This window comes from Pseudoalteromonas sp. MEBiC 03607, assembly GCF_004792295.1.
GTDB lineage: Bacteria > Pseudomonadota > Gammaproteobacteria > Enterobacterales > Alteromonadaceae > Pseudoalteromonas > Pseudoalteromonas lipolytica_C.
Map to the genome: position 1 here is coordinate 1,948,212 of NZ_SRRY01000001.1, position 17,728 is coordinate 1,965,939.

The 17,728-nt window shown below is 41.0% G+C and carries 18 protein-coding genes; 14 read left to right on the plus strand and 4 right to left on the minus strand.

The genetic code is table 11. The features are described 5' to 3' along the window. Positions 1-41: 41 nt before the first annotated feature. From E5N72_RS08965 to rlmM, 9 genes are all read left to right on the plus strand, one after another. Positions 42-1,580, plus strand: coding sequence for a DUF3369 domain-containing protein (locus E5N72_RS08965; protein ID WP_135924144.1), 1,539 nt, complete (start codon positions 42-44; stop codon positions 1,578-1,580). Between the two features lie 21 nt (positions 1,581-1,601). Further along, a complete protein-coding gene (locus tag E5N72_RS08970) occupies positions 1,602-1,976 on the plus strand; it encodes a SirB2 family protein (protein ID WP_135924145.1) in 375 nt (124 codons plus the stop codon). 132 nt (positions 1,977-2,108) lie between these two features. After that, the gene (locus E5N72_RS08975; protein WP_135924146.1) at positions 2,109-2,936 is read left to right on the plus strand and encodes a tetratricopeptide repeat protein; all 828 of its coding nucleotides are present in this window, start codon (positions 2,109-2,111) and stop codon (positions 2,934-2,936) included. Between the two features lie 15 nt (positions 2,937-2,951). Next, the gene (locus tag E5N72_RS08980) at positions 2,952-4,205 is read left to right on the plus strand and encodes a DUF819 family protein (protein WP_135924147.1); all 1,254 of its coding nucleotides are present in this window, start codon (positions 2,952-2,954) and stop codon (positions 4,203-4,205) included. A 9-nt stretch (positions 4,206-4,214) separates the two neighbouring features. Further along, complete coding sequence (gene kdsA / locus E5N72_RS08985; RefSeq protein ID WP_054561809.1) at positions 4,215-5,069, plus strand: 3-deoxy-8-phosphooctulonate synthase; 855 nt, start codon at positions 4,215-4,217, stop codon at positions 5,067-5,069. A gap of 109 nt (positions 5,070-5,178) precedes the next feature. Beyond that, on the plus strand, positions 5,179-6,075 hold the full coding sequence (locus E5N72_RS08990) for a transcriptional regulator GcvA (RefSeq protein WP_063706073.1): 897 nt from the start codon (positions 5,179-5,181) through the stop codon (positions 6,073-6,075). 1 nt (position 6,076) lies between these two features. After that, positions 6,077-6,718, plus strand: a complete 642-nt coding sequence (locus E5N72_RS08995) for an alpha/beta family hydrolase (RefSeq protein WP_135924148.1) — start codon at positions 6,077-6,079, stop codon at positions 6,716-6,718. Then, entirely contained in the window at positions 6,715-7,083 is a 369-nt protein-coding gene (locus tag E5N72_RS09000; RefSeq protein ID WP_168246725.1) for a DUF423 domain-containing protein, read from the plus strand. Before E5N72_RS08995 ends, E5N72_RS09000 begins: the two co-directional genes overlap by 4 nt. Positions 7,084-7,092: 9 nt before the next feature. Beyond that, on the plus strand, positions 7,093-8,178 hold the full coding sequence (rlmM, locus tag E5N72_RS09005; protein WP_135924149.1) for a 23S rRNA (cytidine(2498)-2'-O)-methyltransferase RlmM: 1,086 nt from the start codon (positions 7,093-7,095) through the stop codon (positions 8,176-8,178). Between the two features lie 78 nt (positions 8,179-8,256). Here the strand turns inward: rlmM and cysZ are convergent, their stop codons facing one another. Continuing rightward, positions 8,257-8,985, minus strand: a complete 729-nt coding sequence (cysZ, locus tag E5N72_RS09010; RefSeq protein ID WP_135924150.1) for a sulfate transporter CysZ — start codon at positions 8,983-8,985, stop codon at positions 8,257-8,259. Positions 8,986-9,477: 492 nt separating this feature from the next. Between cysZ and E5N72_RS09015 the strand changes: the two genes are divergently transcribed. The 4 genes from E5N72_RS09015 (at position 9,478) to speB (ending at position 13,471) form a co-directional block, all read left to right on the plus strand. Continuing rightward, positions 9,478-9,939 carry a GNAT family N-acetyltransferase gene (locus tag E5N72_RS09015; RefSeq protein ID WP_135924151.1) on the plus strand — a complete coding sequence of 154 codons (462 nt, stop codon included), beginning with the start codon at positions 9,478-9,480 and terminating at the stop codon, positions 9,937-9,939. A gap of 67 nt (positions 9,940-10,006) precedes the next feature. Then, positions 10,007-10,447, plus strand: coding sequence for a hypothetical protein (locus E5N72_RS09020; protein WP_135924152.1), 441 nt, complete (start codon positions 10,007-10,009; stop codon positions 10,445-10,447). Positions 10,448-10,630: 183 nt separating this feature from the next. Beyond that, positions 10,631-12,544, plus strand: coding sequence for a biosynthetic arginine decarboxylase (gene speA, locus E5N72_RS09025; protein ID WP_135924153.1), 1,914 nt, complete (start codon positions 10,631-10,633; stop codon positions 12,542-12,544). Positions 12,545-12,547: 3 nt separating this feature from the next. Then, complete coding sequence (gene speB / locus E5N72_RS09030) at positions 12,548-13,471, plus strand: agmatinase (RefSeq protein WP_063706052.1); 924 nt, start codon at positions 12,548-12,550, stop codon at positions 13,469-13,471. A gap of 56 nt (positions 13,472-13,527) precedes the next feature. On the opposite strand, the gene E5N72_RS09035 is transcribed toward speB, so the two are convergent. Both E5N72_RS09035 and gloB read right to left on the minus strand, forming a co-directional pair. Further along, positions 13,528-15,108 carry a LysM peptidoglycan-binding domain-containing protein gene (locus E5N72_RS09035; protein ID WP_135924154.1) on the minus strand — a complete coding sequence of 527 codons (1,581 nt, stop codon included), beginning with the start codon at positions 15,106-15,108 and terminating at the stop codon, positions 13,528-13,530. 146 nt (positions 15,109-15,254) lie between these two features. Then, a complete protein-coding gene (gene gloB, locus E5N72_RS09040) occupies positions 15,255-16,028 on the minus strand; it encodes a hydroxyacylglutathione hydrolase (protein ID WP_135924155.1) in 774 nt (257 codons plus the stop codon). A gap of 53 nt (positions 16,029-16,081) precedes the next feature. On the opposite strand from gloB, the gene E5N72_RS09045 reads away from it, so the two are divergent. Continuing rightward, the gene (locus tag E5N72_RS09045; RefSeq protein WP_135924156.1) at positions 16,082-16,840 is read left to right on the plus strand and encodes a class I SAM-dependent methyltransferase; all 759 of its coding nucleotides are present in this window, start codon (positions 16,082-16,084) and stop codon (positions 16,838-16,840) included. Here E5N72_RS09045 and E5N72_RS09050 read toward each other — a convergent pair. Further along, on the minus strand, positions 16,811-17,674 hold the full coding sequence (locus E5N72_RS09050) for an MBL fold metallo-hydrolase (protein WP_135924157.1): 864 nt from the start codon (positions 17,672-17,674) through the stop codon (positions 16,811-16,813). The genes E5N72_RS09045 and E5N72_RS09050 overlap by 30 nt on opposite strands. Positions 17,675-17,728: the final 54 nt, after the last annotated feature.

Here is a 17,728-nt window from a genome sequence, read left to right on the forward strand (position 1 = left end):
AAAAAGGCTTGTGCGTACATAGCCTTTGAGGATCCCTTATAATGGATGATTTTTTGTTTTCGGATGAAGCACTTGATGAAGTAAATGAAGTGCTCCAAGGTAGTTGGAAAGTCATTGTGGTTGATGATGAGCCAGAAGTACACGCCGTAACAAAGCTTGCGTTGAGTGACTTCGAATTTCAAGACAAGCGTCTTGAATTTATAAGTGCTTATTCTGGGGAAGAGGCAAAGCAAGTTATACAAGAGCATCCTGATGCGGCAATTGTGTTACTTGATGTTGTTATGGAAACGGATGATGCCGGCTTAAAGGTTGCTAAATTTATCCGTGAAACTGCTAAAAACAATCATATTCGAATCATCCTAAGAACAGGTCAACCGGGCCAAGCCCCAGAGCGACAAGTAATAGTCAATTTTGATATCAACGATTATAAGTCGAAAACAGAATTAACAGCACAAAAGCTGTTTACGGTAGTGATGTCGAGTTTACGGTCGTATCGAGACATTTTATCGATTGAGCAGTCACGCTTGGGTCTTGAAAAAATTATTAAAGCATCTCGCGATATTTTTTCTACTCACTCACTTGAGAGTTTCATCGAAGGTGTAATGCAGCAGCTTACTTCTTTGCTTGGTACTGTTGACCAAGCAATGTATTCAACAAGTTTAGTGGCTAGTAACCCGCAGGATAATCAAAAGAAGTTAGTGGTGTTTTCGGGCAGTGGTGAGTTTGAACGCAGTGAGGGTAAGGCGATTGAAGATGTGCTTAATGATGAGCAACTGCAAGCCTGCCAACAAGCCTTAAAAGAAAAAACCATTGTTTATCGAGAAAACTACTTATTTGCCTATTGTTGCAGTGAGTTCAATCATAACTCAATGTTATTTATATCAGGTATTCCAAAACACCTTACCGACACACAGCGCCATCTAATCGAAATTTTTTCGCAAAATGTTCAGTTAGCCTACGAAAATGTGCAATTACAATCAGAAATAGAAGCAACACAACAAGAGCTAGTGTTTAGGCTAAGCGAAGCACTCGAACAACGCTCAACAGAAACAGGCAACCACGTAAAACGTGTATCGCATATTTGTTATGAGCTGGCGATAGGCTATGGCTTAGACAAACGAGAAGCAGAGTTAATTCGCCTTGCTGCGCCACTTCATGATGTTGGTAAAGTAGGTATCCCAGATTCTATATTAAACAAACCTGGACCACTGACAGATGATGAATGGTCTGTGATGAAGCAGCATGCTGAAAAAGGCCATAGTATTTTGAAAGACTCTAAACGAGAAATTGTTAACGTTGGAGCTACTATTGCTTTATCGCATCACGAGCGTTGGGATGGTGCAGGGTATCCAAAAGGTTTAAAAGGGCAAGATATTCCTATAGCTGGCCGAATTGTTGCGCTTGCAGATGTGTATGATGCACTTCGTCATAAGCGCTGCTATAAAGAGCCTTGGTCGCTTGATGATGTTATAAAAGAAATAAACGCACAAAAGGGTAAACAATTTGATCCCAAGTTGATTGATGTGTTTAATGAACGCGTTCAAGAATTAGAAGACGTACTTGTACGTTATCCAGATTAATAAAAACAAGTTTAGGGTCGTATGGATTATTTAGCAGTAAAGCATACTCACATGTTATTTGCCGTGTTGAGTATAGTATTATTTTATGTTCGCTCTTTTTCACGTTTAAAGACGGGCGCTTTAGCAAAAAATAAAGTGGTGTTTATTGGTAGTCATAGTATCGACACTTTATTGCTTGTATCAGCCGTTGCATTAATTGTTATGGCGGGCTTTAACCCTCTAGAGCAATCGTGGTTATTAGAAAAGATCATTCTAGTGATCCTTTACATTGTACTTGGCGTTGTGGCAGCAAAACAAAGCGCACAGGGTATGAAAGTCGCTTTACTTGCGATCACCACAGTCATCTTATTAGCAATTGGCTATTTAGCTTCTGCTAAAACAGCACTTCTTCTGTAAGAATCTTTAAGCGGTATTTTGATGGCGTGCGCCATCGTACCGCTTTTTTGTATCTCATCGCTCAGTATTGGTAACTTAGGTCAAAAGTAGGTAAACTAGCTGCTCTTTTTTGAAATAGATGTTGCAGTATAAATGACCATTCCTTGGTTTGAAGATCAAAATGAATCCTATCAAGATGAAGCCTTCGATGCATATTCATCTAAAGTGCTTTATCGTTGTATTGATGCTGAATTAAAGTGGGATCCGCAAGTAGATTTATCTGCTTGCTACGAGACACTAAATCAACTTGAAGACACGGTAGCTACTTTTTGTTCTGAAATAAAAGAGCCGCACGAACGTCTTGATAAATTACTCGATACGTTTTATCAACACTGGTTATTTAGTGTTTCTAGTTTAAAAGTCCCTGAATATACATTAAATAGTTTTCGCTATACGATTACTATGCGTAGTGGCACACAAACAACGTTGGCTATTTTACTTTGCCACTTAATACAGCATGCTGAACTTGACGCGAGTGTTACCTTGAGTCAAGGAGAAGTGCATGTACATGTAGGTATAAGTGATGAAGAGGGCTACTTAATTGAGCCTAGTACAGGCCAACAAAGTTGGTATATTACCCCAGAAAACGCGTGCGAAGAAAATGGTGATGAACAAGAGCCACTGGAGCTAGTATTTGATGAAGAGCTATATAAGCTTTACCTAGCTCAACAAAAATGGTCGTTTATTAGCGAAAGTAAATTTGGTCATGCACTTCATTGTGTAGAGATGCTCATGGAATTATTAGGGGATGACCCTTATGAGCGTCGTGATCGGGGTTATCTTCTAAATCAGTTAGATTGCCCAAAAATGGCAAGAGATGATCTTCAGTATTTTGTGAATGAATGCCCAGATGATCCTGCTATTGAAATAATTCAGCACCAAATTGCTGAAATAGAAGACAATAATAATACACACCACTAATTTAAAGGAACATTTATGACTGACGCCCACAGTGCGCTAATTACCAATGACGCAGTCGTACTTGGTTTGCTTGCCGTTATTTTGGGGTTTATTTTTAAAACCTCTCACAGTAATAATGCTGCCTGCCAAAAATTTTATAAGTATGTACCCGCATTACTACTTTGTTATTTTTTACCTTCGTTACTCAATACCTTTGGTATTGTTGATGGCCACTCTTCAAATGTTTATTTTGTGGCATCACGTTATTTACTGCCAGCTTGCTTGATATTGCTTACTATTAGTATTGATTTGAAGGCAATTCTTAATCTTGGTCCAAAAGCACTAATTATGTTCTTAACGGGTACTATGGGTATTGTTATTGGCGGACCGCTTGCTATTTTAGTGATGAGTGCAGTTTACCCAGAGGCCGTTGGCGGTCATGGCCCTGATGCGGTTTGGCGCGGTATGACAACCATTGCTGGTAGTTGGATTGGCGGTGGTGCAAACCAAGCTTCAATGAAAGAAATGTTTGAAGTAGGCGGCGACATCTTCTCTGCAATGGTTACCGTTGATGTGATTGTGGCAAACTTATGGATGGCCGTATTGCTATTAATGGCTGCAAATCATAAAGCGATTGATGCAAAAACGGGCGCAGATACCCGTGCGATTGAAGAGCTTAAAGAGCGTGTAGAGAAATATCACGCAGAGCATGCACGTATGCCAACCTTAAATGATTACATGACGATCATTGCTATTGCCTTTGGTATTACTGGCCTTGCGCACTTTTGTGCCGACTTTTTAGGTCCGTTTTTTGGCGCTAACTTCCCTTGGGCGCAAGAGTATAGTTTAAACAGTAAATTCTTTTGGTTAATCGTTATCTCAACCACAATTGGTATTAGTTTATCGTTTACTAAAGTTCGTCATATTGAAGCTTTTGGCGCTTCAAAAGTAGCATCAAGCTTTTTATATATCCTTGTTGCTTCAATTGGCTTACACATGAATATTACCGCGATTTTTGACTCACCAATGTATTTTGTACTGGGTGTGATTTGGATGATTACCCATGCAAGCTTAATGCTTATTGTCGCGAAATTAATTAAAGCACCATTGTTTTATATGGCAGTAGGCTCTCAAGCAAATGTAGGTGGCGCGGCATCAGCACCCGTTGTTGCATCAGCATTCCATCCGTCACTTGCGCCAGTAGGTGTATTACTTGCTGTTTTGGGCTATGGTGTAGGTACTTACATGGCTTATATTTGTGGATTAATGCTACAAGCTGTTGCACCCTAAGGAATAGAAATGAACAACCAGTTAATTAAAATTAACGAGATTGAATTAGCCAACGACAAACCATTTGTTTTGTTTGGTGGTATGAACGTACTTGAATCGCGTGATTTAGCAATGCGTATTGCTGAACACTACGTAGAAGTAACGTCAAAGCTAAACATTCCATACGTGTTTAAAGCGTCTTTTGATAAAGCTAATCGCTCTTCAATTAACTCTTACCGTGGTCCGGGTATGGAAGAAGGTTTAAAAATCTTTGAAGAAATTAAATCTACTTTTAACGTGCCGCTTATCACCGACGTACATGAGCCACATCAAGCAGCACCAGTTGCTGAAGTTGTTGATGTAATTCAGTTACCGGCATTCCTGGCTCGACAAACTGACTTAGTTGTAGCGATGGCAAAAACAGGTGCCATCATTAACGTGAAAAAACCACAGTTTTTAGCACCACACGAAATGCGTCATATCATTAAAAAGTTTAATGAAGCGGGCAACAACAATGTTGCACTGTGTGAGCGTGGTACTAGCTTTGGTTATAACAACCTTGTGGTTGATATGCTTGGTATGGATGACATGAAGCCTATGGCGCCAGTAATTTTTGATGCAACGCACGCATTACAGCGCCCAGGAGGCCGAGCTGACTCTGCAGATGGTCGCCGTGCACAAGCTGCAGAACTTGCTCGCAGTGGCATGGCATTAGGTATTGCAGGTTTATTTATTGAAGCGCATCCTAATCCGAATGAAGCAAAATGTGACGGCCCATGTGCTTTAGCACTAAGTAAGCTTGAAGGTTATTTATCGCAAATGAAAGCGGTTGATGACTTAGTTAAGAGCTTTGCACCACTCGATACCAGCGCAAGCGATTTATAATGATATAATTATAAGTATTTAAGTACGAAAAAGGCGACCAAGGTCGCCTTTTTTTATTTGTGTCGCTATAATCGATGCATAAGAAAAACTAATTCAAAGCTTGGTGTTTATGTCTCGTCGTTTACCTCCCTTAAATGCGCTTAAAGCCTTCGAAGCTGCTGCACGTCATCTGAGCTTTACCAAAGCGGCTGAGGAGTTGTATGTCACGCAAGCTGCGGTGAGTCACCAGATTAAAACCTTAGAAGAGCATCTAGGCTTAAAACTGTTTTTACGTAAAAATCGCTCGTTGCTGTTAACCGAAGAAGGGCAAGGTTACTTTCTGGATATTAAAGAGATTTTTACCCAGCTGATTGATGCCACAGAGAAATTGCTAGCACGAGGTGCGAAAGGTTCTCTGACAGTAAGTTTGACGCCAAGTTTTGCGATTCAATGGTTAGTACCCAGACTTAGTTTATTTAATGAATTACACCCAGAAATCGACGTGCGAATTAAAGCGCAAGATCAGGACGAAAATTCACTTTCTGACGATGTCGATATTGCTATTTACTATGGTCGTGGCCACTGGAGTGGGGTGCAAACTTATAAACTGCACACTGAATACTTAGTGCCGTTATGTAGCCCATTATTGTTAACAGGCCCTAAGCCTCTTAATCAACCCAGCGATTTGGCAAATCATACCTTGTTGCATGATACCACCCGTAAAAATTGGAAAACGTGGATGAAAACAGCAGGTGTGCGCAATGTACAAGTTAACCAAGGGCCAATTTTTAGTCACTCATCGATGGTATTACAAGCTGCGGTACATGGGCAGGGTGTCGCTATTGGTAATAGCGTATTAGCAAAGCCCGATATTGATGCGGGTCGACTCGTCATTCCATTTAATCACTCATTAGAAAGTAAAAATGCTTACTATTTAGTGATCCGCGAATCACAAACAGAGCTTGGTAAAATTGTTTCCTTCAAAGACTGGATGCTGAGCTTAGTAGAGCAAGAACAAGAGTATTAACATGTTACAGTGGTTTAAAAGTGCAACGGGCAAGGAGCGTGCACAATTTATATTTGCCCACGGAGCAGGGGCAGGTAGCGACTCCGAATTTATGCAAACAATGGCTAAATTGATTAGTCAGCAAAATATTGATGTGGCGTTGTTTGATTTTCAGTATATGCAAATTGCTAAAGAGACAGGTAAGCGCAGACCTCCTGATCGCGCACCTAAGCTGCTTGCATATTTTGCCGAAGTTTTAGCTGAGCATCAGCCAGAGTTGCCGCTATTTATTGGCGGCAAATCGATGGGCGGGCGTATGGCTTCTATGCTTTGTACTGAGCAGGGTTTGGCTAATATTATTGGCGTTGTGGCTTTTGGTTATCCTTTTCACCCACCGGGTAAACCTGAAAAACTTCGCATAGAACATTTTGTTGATATGCCATGCCCATTTTTAGTCCTACAAGGTGAACGCGATACGTTTGGTAATCAACAAGAGCTTGCTGAGCTTGAAATGGTTAACCCGCCAGAAATCAAATGGCTAAGAGATGGTGACCATTCACTAAAACCTCGTAAAAAAAGTGGTATTACAGAACAAGAAAACCTACAGCAGGCTGCGGATTACGCTGTGCAGTTTATGGCTAATTTAATTGGAGAGAAAAAATGATCAAACTGTATTTAATGACAGGCAGTATATTTTGTATGTTCTCTGTAATACTAGGCGCATTTGCTGCCCATGGTTTAAAAAGTCGCGTATCAGAATACGCAATTGGTATTTTTAAAACCGCTGCCGAATATCAAATGGTGCATGGTCTTGCGCTTATAGCGATTGCTATCTTAATCAAGTGGGGAATGAACCTGACTTGGGCTGGTGGTTTTTTTATTGCAGGTACTGTGTTATTTAGCGGTAGTTTGTATTTACTCGCATTAACGGGCATGAAATGGCTTGGGCCTATCACCCCAATTGGCGGCGTTTGTTTTATTATTGGTTGGGCTATTTTGTTAGTTCAAGCCGCACGATATAAGTTTTAAGGGGTATCTATGTCGAGTGTAGTTATTTATTGCCGAAGTGGTTTTGAAAATGATGCCGCTGCTGAAATTACTTTTCAGGCTGCCGAGCAAGGTTTTGCGGGGTACGTAAAAACAAAACCAAATACAGGAATTGTTGTGTACGAATGTTTTGATGCAAGCCACGGCGATGAGATCATAAAAAAAGTAGATTTTAAAAACATGGTATTTGCCCGCCAGTGGTTTACAGGCACGTTAGTGGATAATATGCCACTTGAAGACCGCGTTAGTGCCATTGCTGATGCAACCGTTGACTTTCCTGAGTGTGGTGACTTACGTGTAGAAACACCCGACACCAACGAGGGTAAAGAGCTTTCTAAGTTCTGCAAAAAGATTTCGACACCACTTAAAAAGTCGCTTGAAAAACGTGCAAAGGTTACACGTGAACTTGCCCAGAAAAAACCAGTCATGCATGTGTTATTTTTAGCTAATAACAGCGCTTATGTGGGGTATTCGTATACATTTAATAATTCGCCATTCTTTATGGGTATTCCGCGATTACGCATGCCAAGTGATGCACCGAGCCGCTCTACACTTAAATTAGATGAAGCATTTAATGTATTCATTCCACCTCATGAAGCTGAAGAGCGCATGCAACCAGGCATGCGTGGTGTTGACCTAGGTGCGTGCCCAGGAGGTTGGACTTATCAGTTAGTACGCCGTGGAATGTTTGTTAGCGCTATCGATAATGGTCCAATGAATGATGATTTAATGGAAACAGGGCAGGTTAAACACTTTAGAGTCGATGGTTTTAAATATCGCCCTGAAAAGCGCAATATCGACTGGTTAGTGTGCGACATGGTAGAAAAGCCAGCTAAAGTAACGAATCTTATGATTGACTGGGCAGTAAATGCTTATGCCCGCGAGCTGATTTTCAACTTAAAGCTGCCGATGAAGAAGCGTTTTGACAGTGTCTATGAATGCTTAAAAATGATTAAAGAAGAGCTTGAAAAGTACGGTGTAAGTTACGAGTTACAAGCAAAACATTTATATCATGATCGTGAAGAAGTGACCGTTCATTTAAATGTAACTAAGGTGCCACAAAGCCTCTACAGTTAACATCAATTTGAAATTAAAAAAGGCCAATCGCAATTCGATTGGCCTTTTTTATTTGAAATCAGCTTAACGTGGTTAAAGTTATGAGCGGTATTTACTGCGGTAATTTTCAACCCATAACCGGGTTCCACCACATACAGCAACCGGCATAACAATGAGGTTTACAATGGGGATTGCTGTTAAGAGCATCACTGCTAAACCAAAGCCATATGATAAGGTTTGCTTTTGTTTTAAGTCATCTTTCATGGCATTAAAACTAATTTTATGGTTATCAAAGGCATAATCTTCGTATTGGATAGCATACATCCAACAGGTGAATAGCACCCATAAAACTTGCCCAATCACAGGTAAAATCCATAATAGAATAAAAAAGCCTATTGCGCGCGGCAGGTAATAGCAAAGTTTTGTCCATTCTCGGCCTAGCATGCGTGGCACATCTTTCATTGTATCAAGCAGACCATCATCGTTGACTTTTTGACCTGTCAGGTAAAGTTCGACTTTTTCACTGAGCAAGCCGTTGAATGGGGCTGCAATAAAGTTCGTAATAACGGTAAAGAGCATGCTGTAACTAAATAAAATGACAAGCACAGCAATCGGCCACATTAACCATTCAAGCCAGCTCAGCCATTCTGGTAGCAATGAGTTCATGTAAGCAAAGCCATCAGTTAGCCAGCCGTACAAAAAGAACAGCGAACTACCAAAAAGCAGGATATTGATTAATAAAGGAATAAGTACAAAACGTTTTAACCCCTTTTGGCTAATTAGTTTAAAGCCAGAAAAGAAGTATTCCATACCTTGAGTAAACTGCACGAGATAACCTCATCTTATTTCTTCTTGTTTGCAGTATAGGGTTTTCAATATGTTTGAACAGTCTTTTTCCGTAACAAAGTGTTTATTGAGCAAAATTGTAGCAAGCAGGCATACTGATTAATTTAAGAGGTTAAGGTGAGTTAGTTTGTTAACAAATCATTGTGAAGTGAATTGTTTAGATATTAAGCAATACCGCCTCACTGGTATTAATGTCTTAAGTTAGCGAAAAATTCTAATGTAAACTTAATTTACGGAACATTGATTTTTAGTTACAACTAACCTGCTAGGCAACCCGCAAGGCTACTCACGTTAAACGTTGTTTTTTATCATTTGAACGTATTTTCAGTTACATCGGGATGAACTAAGCGATACCATGACTGTCTGATAGTACCTATAAAAACGAATAATGAAAACAACAGTAGAGGATCACACTAATATCCGATACTATTATTAACATCATTAACAAAAAAGACATATAAAAATGGGAGTTTTATGCAGTTAGTCGATTTAAATCCAGATGATCCAGAAGTAGTAAACGTGTTTGCTGATATAGACCGACTCATTAACTCTTTATACCCCGTAGCTACAGCTCAATCATTAAGTGTTGAAGAGTTAGCTGAGCCTAATGTTTACGCCATAGGTTTAAAAAATGAAGATGGTATTGTTGCCTGCGGAGCGATTGTGATGCAAGAAGGCAACCCACCGTACGGCGAAATCCGTCGCCTGTATGTGAAACCTAGTTATCGAGGTAAAGGTTTGTCTCGCCGAATTATGCAAATCTTATTGCATCATGCTGGTGAACAACAAATCCCGCTAATTCGTCTTGAAACGGGTCCTAAGCAAACTGAATCAATTAGTTTGTATGAAAATTTAGGCTTTCATCGTTGTGGTCCATTTGGCAACTATACTGACAGCCCGCAAAGTTTATTTATGGAACTGGGACTTAATCAGTAATTGTGAGAGCTATTTAAAGCTTTGTTTTTGTGAGGTTAACGTTATTACTAAACAATCCTTGCAGGTCATGTTGCTTTTTATAGCTTTGCTGCTCATTGCGTGTGATAAAAAACACACAATACCTGAACAGCTACAAAATAAACAACCCGACCTTATTATTGATAACGCCGAGTTTTACTTAAACTCATGCCAGTCTCTTAGTGGTGTTTTTAATGATGCTGGCAAGATAACCTCCAGAGTCATTGTTACATTTCCTACTCGCCTTATGAGTTACTGTTCTGAAGAACGAACACAACTTAGCTATGATGGCACATACCTTACAGTAAAGCTTTGCCGAACAGCGTTTGCAGCAGGGGATTGTGGGCTTGAAAGGTATCGCTCGAAAGATTTTCAACATTGGCAGGAATATATAGGGATTACCTGGGTGAATAATGAGCAGTATGAGGCATGGCGGCAGCTTGGTTCAAGCTCTACTAAAGCAGATGAAATAAACAAAGTTATCCCTTAAGCACCAAAGTTTAACTGTCTGTTTAGACTTTAAAATTATTAGTCGATAAACGATTAATTTTTCACATCAAAAATCACTCGTTACGAGTAAAAATTCTTGTTGGACTTGAATCACTATTTTTCTTTTAATGCGCGCAATTACCGCTTGCCAATTTTGGCATTACTAAAATAAAGAGAAAGATAGATGAAAGAAACAACATCACTAGAACAAGCTCGCACGAGTTACAATGTTCGTCATTGGAGCCAAGGTTTCTTTGGTATTAATGATCAAGGTGATGTGTATGTTGCGCCAAAGGCCCATGCCCCAGAGCAAACCATTGCACTAATCGATATCGCACAGCAGTTACAAGATAAAGGCTTAAGCTTGCCTGCGTTGGTTCGTTTTCCACAAATTTTACATCATCGTGTACATAGCTTATGTCAGGCATTTAACACGGCGATTGAAAATTATGGTTACCCGAAAGACTATTTGCTTGTTTACCCAATTAAAGTAAACCAACAGCGTGAAGTTGTTGAAGAAATTGTTGCAAGCCAAGCTGATATTGAAAAGAAACAATTGGGCTTAGAAGCGGGCAGTAAACCTGAGCTATTAACTGTATTAGCGATGGCTGAAAAAACCAGTGCTGTCATTGTGTGTAATGGCTACAAAGACCAAGAATACATTCGTTTAGCACTGATTGGTGAAAAGCTAGGTCACAAGGTTTACATTGTTCTTGAAAAACTGTCTGAGCTAGACATGGTGCTTAGCCAAGCTAAAGAGTTAAACGTAAAGCCGCGTATTGGTATTCGTGTACGTTTAGCGTCGCAAGGTAAGGGCAAGTGGCAAGCAAGTGGTGGCGAAAAATCAAAATTTGGTTTGTCGGCATCGCAAGTACTCAGTGTGGTTAATCGCCTTAAAGCGTCTGATCAACTTGATCTGATCCAACTTGTACACTTTCACTTAGGCTCGCAAATGGCAAACATCCGCGATGTTCGCTTAGGTGTGAGTGAAGCTGCGCGTTTTTACTGTGAGTTACGCAAGTTAGGTGCACAAATTGATTGCTTAGATGTGGGGGGCGGTTTAGCGGTAGATTATGACGGTACTCGCAGCCAGTCTCATAACTCAATGAACTATAGCCTAAGTGAATACGCTAATAACATTGTATACACCATTGGCGATACCTGTAAGTTATATGAGCAGCCAATGCCGCGCATTATTTCTGAATCAGGTCGTGCTTTAACAGCGCACCATGCTGTATTGATTTCGAATGTTATTGGTACCGAAAGCTATGTACCAGAAGACATTCAAGCGCCAGCCGCTGATGCACCACTTTTATTAAAAAACATGTGGACATCATGGCAACAGTTAAGTGATGACAATGACGACCGTGCATTAATCGAAATTTATCATGATAGCCAAGGCGATTTAGCCGAAGCACATAATCAATTTGCACTTGGTTTGTTAGATTTAACAGAGCGAGCATGGGCGGAGCAAGTTAACTTACGTGTATGTTATGAACTTAACAAACATATGGATAACAAAAATCGTTTTCACCGCCCGATTATTGATGAATTAAATGCCCGTTTAGCAGATAAGTTTTTTGTGAACTTTTCATTATTCCAGTCATTACCGGATGCATGGGGTATTGACCAAGTGTTTCCTGTTCTACCATTAAGTGGTTTAACAGAAGCACCACAAAAACGCGCCGTGTTACTTGATATCACTTGCGATTCAGACGGTGCTATGGAGCATTATGTAGACGGTCAAGGTATTGAAAGCACATTACCTGTGCCAGCTTTTAGCGAAGAAAAACCATATTTAATGGGCTTTTTCTTAGTGGGTGCTTATCAGGAGATTTTAGGTGATATGCACAATTTATTTGGCGACACACACAGTGCAATTATAAAAATGGATGAGCAAGGTCAGGCGCAAATCACTGAAGTTAACGAAGGTGATACCGTTGCAGACATGATGCGTTACGTACATTTAGATGTAGAAAGCTTCCAGCAGTCTTATGCCCAGCTGGTGGCAGCTAAATTGCCAGAAACTGAACAGCAAAGCGTATTAGATGAGCTGCAAACTGGCTTAAATGGTTACACTTATTTAGAAGAGTTATAAGCAATGTCGACATTGTTTGACCACACAGATCATTCATTGTATTCAAACGGCATGACGTTTTTACGTCAGCCGATGGTGCAGAACATCACCGCAATCGATGCCGATGTAGTGGTGTTAGGTTTACCCTTTGATTTGGCGACCTCAGGTCGCCCTGGTGCACGTTTAGGGCCTGACGCAATTCGTCGTGCCTCAGTGCACCTCGCATGGGAAGAAACCAAGTACCCGTGGACGTTCCCATTATTTGAGCGTTTAAAATTAGCTGATGCAGGTGATTTTACTTACCCAGTAGGCGACCCAGAATATTTTACCGCGCAGTTAGAATTAGCCGCTGAGCAAATTCTTCGTCAAGGTAAAACATTATTAGGTTTAGGTGGCGACCACTTTGTGACTTTGCCGCTACTGCGTGCCCATGCTAAGCAACACGGTAAAATGGCATTAGTGCATTTTGATGCCCACACAGATACTTACAGCAATGGTTCGCGTTATGATCACGGCACCATGTTTTATCATGCGCCGATGGAAGGGCTTATTGATGTTGATCACAGCATTCAAATCGGTATTCGTACTGACTTTGATCAGAGCAAGCATGAGTTTGCAGTGATTGATGCAATGGCTGCTAATGATTTGCCAGCGCAAGATATTGCAGAGCAAATTAAAGCGCGCGTGGGTGACTTACCTGTGTATCTAACCTTTGATATTGACTGCCTTGATCCAGCATTCGCGCCGGGTACTGGCACACCAGTTTGTGGTGGCTTAACCAGCGATAAAGTACTCAAAGTACTTCGTGCGTTGAAAGGCATTAATATGGTCGGTATGGATGTGGTTGAAGTGTCGCCATCCTATGACCAAAGTGAACTAACAGCGATTGCTGCAGCGACCATTGCCAATGAGTTATTACACTTATGGGCTTTGAAGCATAAATACTAAATGAGAGAGACAAAGAGCGCCATTAGGCGCTCTTTTTTTGATATTGGATGAAGCAATTATGCGCTTCGTACATCAACCTTTAATTTAAGCTTTTGCCCAGGTTGAATGTATTTTTGCCCAGCTAATGAGTTCCATTTAATAATATCTTCTACGGACACATTAAACTTAGCAGCAATGCGCGCTAATGAATCACCACGACGGACTTTATAAGTAATGGTGCGCTCTTTGATTTGAGTAGCAGCCAGCTGTGACTTTTCTTCTTTATATACAGTTAGCTTTTGACCAACACGTAATACAGCATCTTTTTTAAGTTTATTCCATGTTGCAAGCTCTGCAATGGTCACATCGTACTCACGGCTAATATCCCACAGCGTATCGCCAGTGGCGACTTTATGGCTTAGCTTTTTACGTGTTGCTTTATTAGCAGCCATACGCACTGATTTTGGTAAATGCTGACTATTTATCTCACCATCACTCAGTGGTACAAGTAATTGCTGACCAACACGAATGGTATTCGATGAGAGTTTATTCAGTGTTTTAATAGCATTCGTACTAGTAGAAAACTTCTTCGCAATCACAGATAAACTGTCACCGCGCGCAACCACGTATTGTTGCCAACGTAGACGATCTTTTTGCTCTGTTTTTGCTAGTTTTGCAGAGAACTCTTCAACCTTATCAGACGGTAATAATAAAAAGTGCGGTCCATTAGGGTCGGTCGCCCAGCGATTAAAACCTGGGTTTAAACGATAAAGTTCAGTTAAACTAATACCTGCCATATCAGCTGCAAGCGCTAAGTCAATTTGGCTACCTACATTCACCGCCTCAACTACTTGAGCATTAATAATTGGTTGCCACTTAACACCAAACTCGTCACTGCGTTTAACTAGATCAGACAGTGCTAACAGTTTAGGTACATACGATGTGGTTTCTTTTGGTAAATCCAAAGACCAAAAGTCTGTTGGTAAATGCTTTTTACGATTCTTTTTAATAGCTCGTAGCAAACGGCCTTCACCTGAGTTATAGGCTGCGATGGCATTTAACCAATCGCCTTCTAAGGTTTTGTGAAGATATGACAAATAATCAAGAGCTGCACGGGTCGACTGTACAATGTCACGACGACCGTCGTACCACCAGTTTTGTTTTAAATCAAAACGCTCACCAGTTTGTGGCATGAATTGCCAGATGCCCGAGGCACTGCGATGTGAATAACCAAATGGGTCAAAAGCACTTTCTACAATCGGTAAAAGCGCAATTTCAATTGGCATTTGACGCTTCTCGACTTCTTCGACAATAAAGTACAGGTAAGGCTCTGCACGCTTAGAAATACGGTCTAAATATGCCTGATGACGTGCATAGTAGTTACGCTCAGCAACCACTGGGCGGTTTTGTGGCACATCAATCGAAAGTTGGTAACGAATACGCTCCCATACATCATCAAATACCGGTGGTGGCTCATCAAGATCTGCGACCTGTTGATACTGTGCGTTAATCATTAGTGCATCATTAACGTCACTTGGGCTTGCGCCATTGAGCTGTTGCTCAACATCATTATTAGCTGTGGTATCTGAGTTAGAAGCTGTTAACTGACAACCACTTAGTACCAGCGCAAGTGTTATAACTAAAGGAGACTTATACATATATACCTATATAATCAGGTAAAAAAACTCGGCGAATATTACCTGCTATAAGCACATATTGCCACTTTATGACCAGTATATGTCAGCTCATTATTGCAAGGTGTTGATCTAAATATAGAAAAAATGTAATCGGTAGAGTTACACTTTTAAAAATTATCTTTCCAGGCTCTGAGACCCGCAAAGCGTTGCCAAGGTTCAGCTAGATCAAGATTTTCTTTCAGCTCGCTTGGAAGCTCATCAGTTATGTGTGGAAAATGACAACGGATAAAGGGGTTTATTTGCCTCTCAACGCTTAATTGAGTCGGTAAGCTAATTTTGCCGCTTTCTCGCAGTGCATCTACTTTATCACTGTAGTTGAGAAGGTATTCGTTATTTGGTTCAACAGCTTTTGCAAAGGCCAAGTTGGCCTGCGTGTATTCATGAGTGCAGTAGATTTTACACTCATCAGGCAGAGCTCTTAATTTACATAAAGAGTGCCACATTTGTTCAGCACTGCCTTCAAATAATCGCCCGCAGCCAGCACTAAATAAGGTATCGCCAGTAAAACTTAACTCATCATTAATGTAACAAACATGATCGAGAGTATGCCCAGGTGTCGCAAGCACAGTAAAAGTGTAATCGTACACCGCCACCTTATCCGCTTCACAAACGCCATGGCTAATGCCTTTGAAAGGGCTGTGTCTTGGTCCGTACACCGGGATATCACGAAATGTTTTTACCAAGGCTGCAACGCCATCGGTGTGATCATAGTGATGATGGGTAATTAAAATTCCTGCGAGTGATAAGTTATTTTCGCTTAGGTAATTTAGAACGGGCTCTGCCTGTCCTGGGTCGACCACCCACGCTGTTTGTTCAGCTTCATTGCTGATGCACCAAATGTAGTTATCAGAAAAGGCTTTAATTGCTTTAACTTGCACCATGTTTAATTGCTCTATAAAGTGACAGTTAACACACAGTATAACGAGCTCAGAAAATGAAACCAGCCCTTAGTTTTCAAGAAGGTCCTAAGCCATACTCTTGGCAGCAGTTCCCTCATGGTGACTATTTACGTGCTGAAATTGAACGTAAGCTAACACCATGGCTGCCGCGCATGTTTGGTTATCACATGCTCAAACTCGGTAATTTAAGTGGTGAGCTGGCAACCAGTGAAAGTCCTATTAAGCATCAAGTTTGCGTAGCAGAGCAGGGCTTATTTACCGGTGTTATTGCTGATGTAGACGAGTTACCGTTTTATGAGCACAGTGTTGATGCCTGCATATTATCGCACTGTTTAGAATATCATTCTGATCCGCACCATATCTTACGTGAAGCGCATCGTACTTTGATCCCCGGTGGTTACATCGTGATCACAGGCTTTAACCCGTTTAGTTTGTGTGGATTGGCGCAGTTATTACCTTTTAGCCGCCAAAAGCTACCGTGGACAGGGCGGTTTTTTACGCCATCACGAGTAAAAGATTGGTTGAATTTATTAGGCTTTGAAATAATCTCTGATGAGCGTTTTATCCATTCATCGCTTGCAAGAGGTAACCGCTTATCGCGCTTTGCTGCGTGGCGCAGCTTTGGCCAGCAATATTTAAAGCCAATGGGCAGTGTGTATATGCTGGTGGCTAGAAAGCGTGTGGCCCCGCTGACACCAATTAAACCTAAATGGCATGCAAGGCCGCAATTTTCGCCAGTGAAAGGAGCAGGGCTTAGACAAACATCAAAGCAGCACTGTGAGCGGGATAGCTAGATAATGCTGTTGCGTGTCTGTTTTACTTGGATACTGACCTGCACGAATATTTAATTGAATAGCAGGATGCAGTAGTTTTGGCACTGCCAAGGTTGCATCGCGGTTTTCACGTGTTGCAATAAAATCTTGTTTATCTCCTTTTAAGTGAATGTTTTGCTGACGCTGCTCTTTAACCGTGGTTTTGTTTGCTAAAGGTCGACCATCAGGTTGGTAGTCATGGCACATCCAAAGCACTGTATCGTCAGGAAACGCTAAAATTTGTTGTAGTGAATCATATAATTCGCCTGCGCTGCCGCCGGGAAAGTCACAGCGTGCTGTGCCACTGTCTGGCATAAAGAAAGTGTCACCGACAAATACATTGCCATCAATGTGATAGCACACACTGTCAGGAGTGTGGCCAGGCGTGGCAATCACATCAACCATGTAATTACCTAACTTAAATTGCGCTTTATTAGCAAATAAAGCATCAAAAGGCTCGCCATTACACGGCATATCCAGATTGTAAAGTTGGCTAAAGTGCTTTTGTACTTGTGTGATCCCTTCGCCAGTGCCGAGCTTGCAAGGATGTGTGGCTTGTAATTGCTGCTTTATATAACTTGCCGCAGTGATATGGTCAGCATGGGCGTGGGTTTCAAGGAGCCATTGTAATGTCAGCTGCTCAGTTTTTATGAAGCTGATGATCTCATTGGCTGTGGTAAAACTTAACTCTCCACTTGGCATATCAAAATCAGCTGGCGCATCAATCAGCAAGCAATTTTTAGTGCTTTCACAACTGACTAAATAACAGAGAGTGGCGCTTTGTTGATGAAAAAAAGAGTGAATGCGCAGAGCCATAATGAGTCCTTTATATTTCTTTATAGCCAAATCTTATAACATATAACAAAAATA

Excerpts from the sequence above, each read along its gene's own strand:
- E5N72_RS08965 (WP_135924144.1), top strand. The coding sequence starts at position 42 with ATGGATGATTTTTTGTTTTCGGATGAAGCACTTGATGAAGTAAATGAA.
- E5N72_RS08970 (WP_135924145.1), top strand. The coding sequence starts at position 1,602 with ATGGATTATTTAGCAGTAAAGCATACTCACATGTTATTTGCCGTGTTG.
- E5N72_RS08975 (WP_135924146.1), top strand. The coding sequence starts at position 2,109 with ATGACCATTCCTTGGTTTGAAGATCAAAATGAATCCTATCAAGATGAA.
- E5N72_RS08980 (WP_135924147.1), top strand. The coding sequence starts at position 2,952 with ATGACTGACGCCCACAGTGCGCTAATTACCAATGACGCAGTCGTACTT.
- kdsA (WP_054561809.1), top strand. The coding sequence starts at position 4,215 with ATGAACAACCAGTTAATTAAAATTAACGAGATTGAATTAGCCAACGAC.
- E5N72_RS08990 (WP_063706073.1), top strand. The coding sequence starts at position 5,179 with ATGTCTCGTCGTTTACCTCCCTTAAATGCGCTTAAAGCCTTCGAAGCT.
- E5N72_RS08995 (WP_135924148.1), top strand. The coding sequence starts at position 6,077 with ATGTTACAGTGGTTTAAAAGTGCAACGGGCAAGGAGCGTGCACAATTT.
- E5N72_RS09000 (WP_168246725.1), top strand. The coding sequence starts at position 6,715 with ATGATCAAACTGTATTTAATGACAGGCAGTATATTTTGTATGTTCTCT.
- rlmM (WP_135924149.1), top strand. The coding sequence starts at position 7,093 with ATGTCGAGTGTAGTTATTTATTGCCGAAGTGGTTTTGAAAATGATGCC.
- E5N72_RS09015 (WP_135924151.1), top strand. The coding sequence starts at position 9,478 with ATGCAGTTAGTCGATTTAAATCCAGATGATCCAGAAGTAGTAAACGTG.
- E5N72_RS09020 (WP_135924152.1), top strand. The coding sequence starts at position 10,007 with ATGTTGCTTTTTATAGCTTTGCTGCTCATTGCGTGTGATAAAAAACAC.
- speA (WP_135924153.1), top strand. The coding sequence starts at position 10,631 with ATGAAAGAAACAACATCACTAGAACAAGCTCGCACGAGTTACAATGTT.
- speB (WP_063706052.1), top strand. The coding sequence starts at position 12,548 with ATGTCGACATTGTTTGACCACACAGATCATTCATTGTATTCAAACGGC.
- E5N72_RS09035 (WP_135924154.1), bottom strand. The coding sequence starts at position 15,108 with ATGTATAAGTCTCCTTTAGTTATAACACTTGCGCTGGTACTAAGTGGT.
- gloB (WP_135924155.1), bottom strand. The coding sequence starts at position 16,028 with ATGGTGCAAGTTAAAGCAATTAAAGCCTTTTCTGATAACTACATTTGG.
- E5N72_RS09045 (WP_135924156.1), top strand. The coding sequence starts at position 16,082 with ATGAAACCAGCCCTTAGTTTTCAAGAAGGTCCTAAGCCATACTCTTGG.
- E5N72_RS09050 (WP_135924157.1), bottom strand. The coding sequence starts at position 17,674 with ATGGCTCTGCGCATTCACTCTTTTTTTCATCAACAAAGCGCCACTCTC.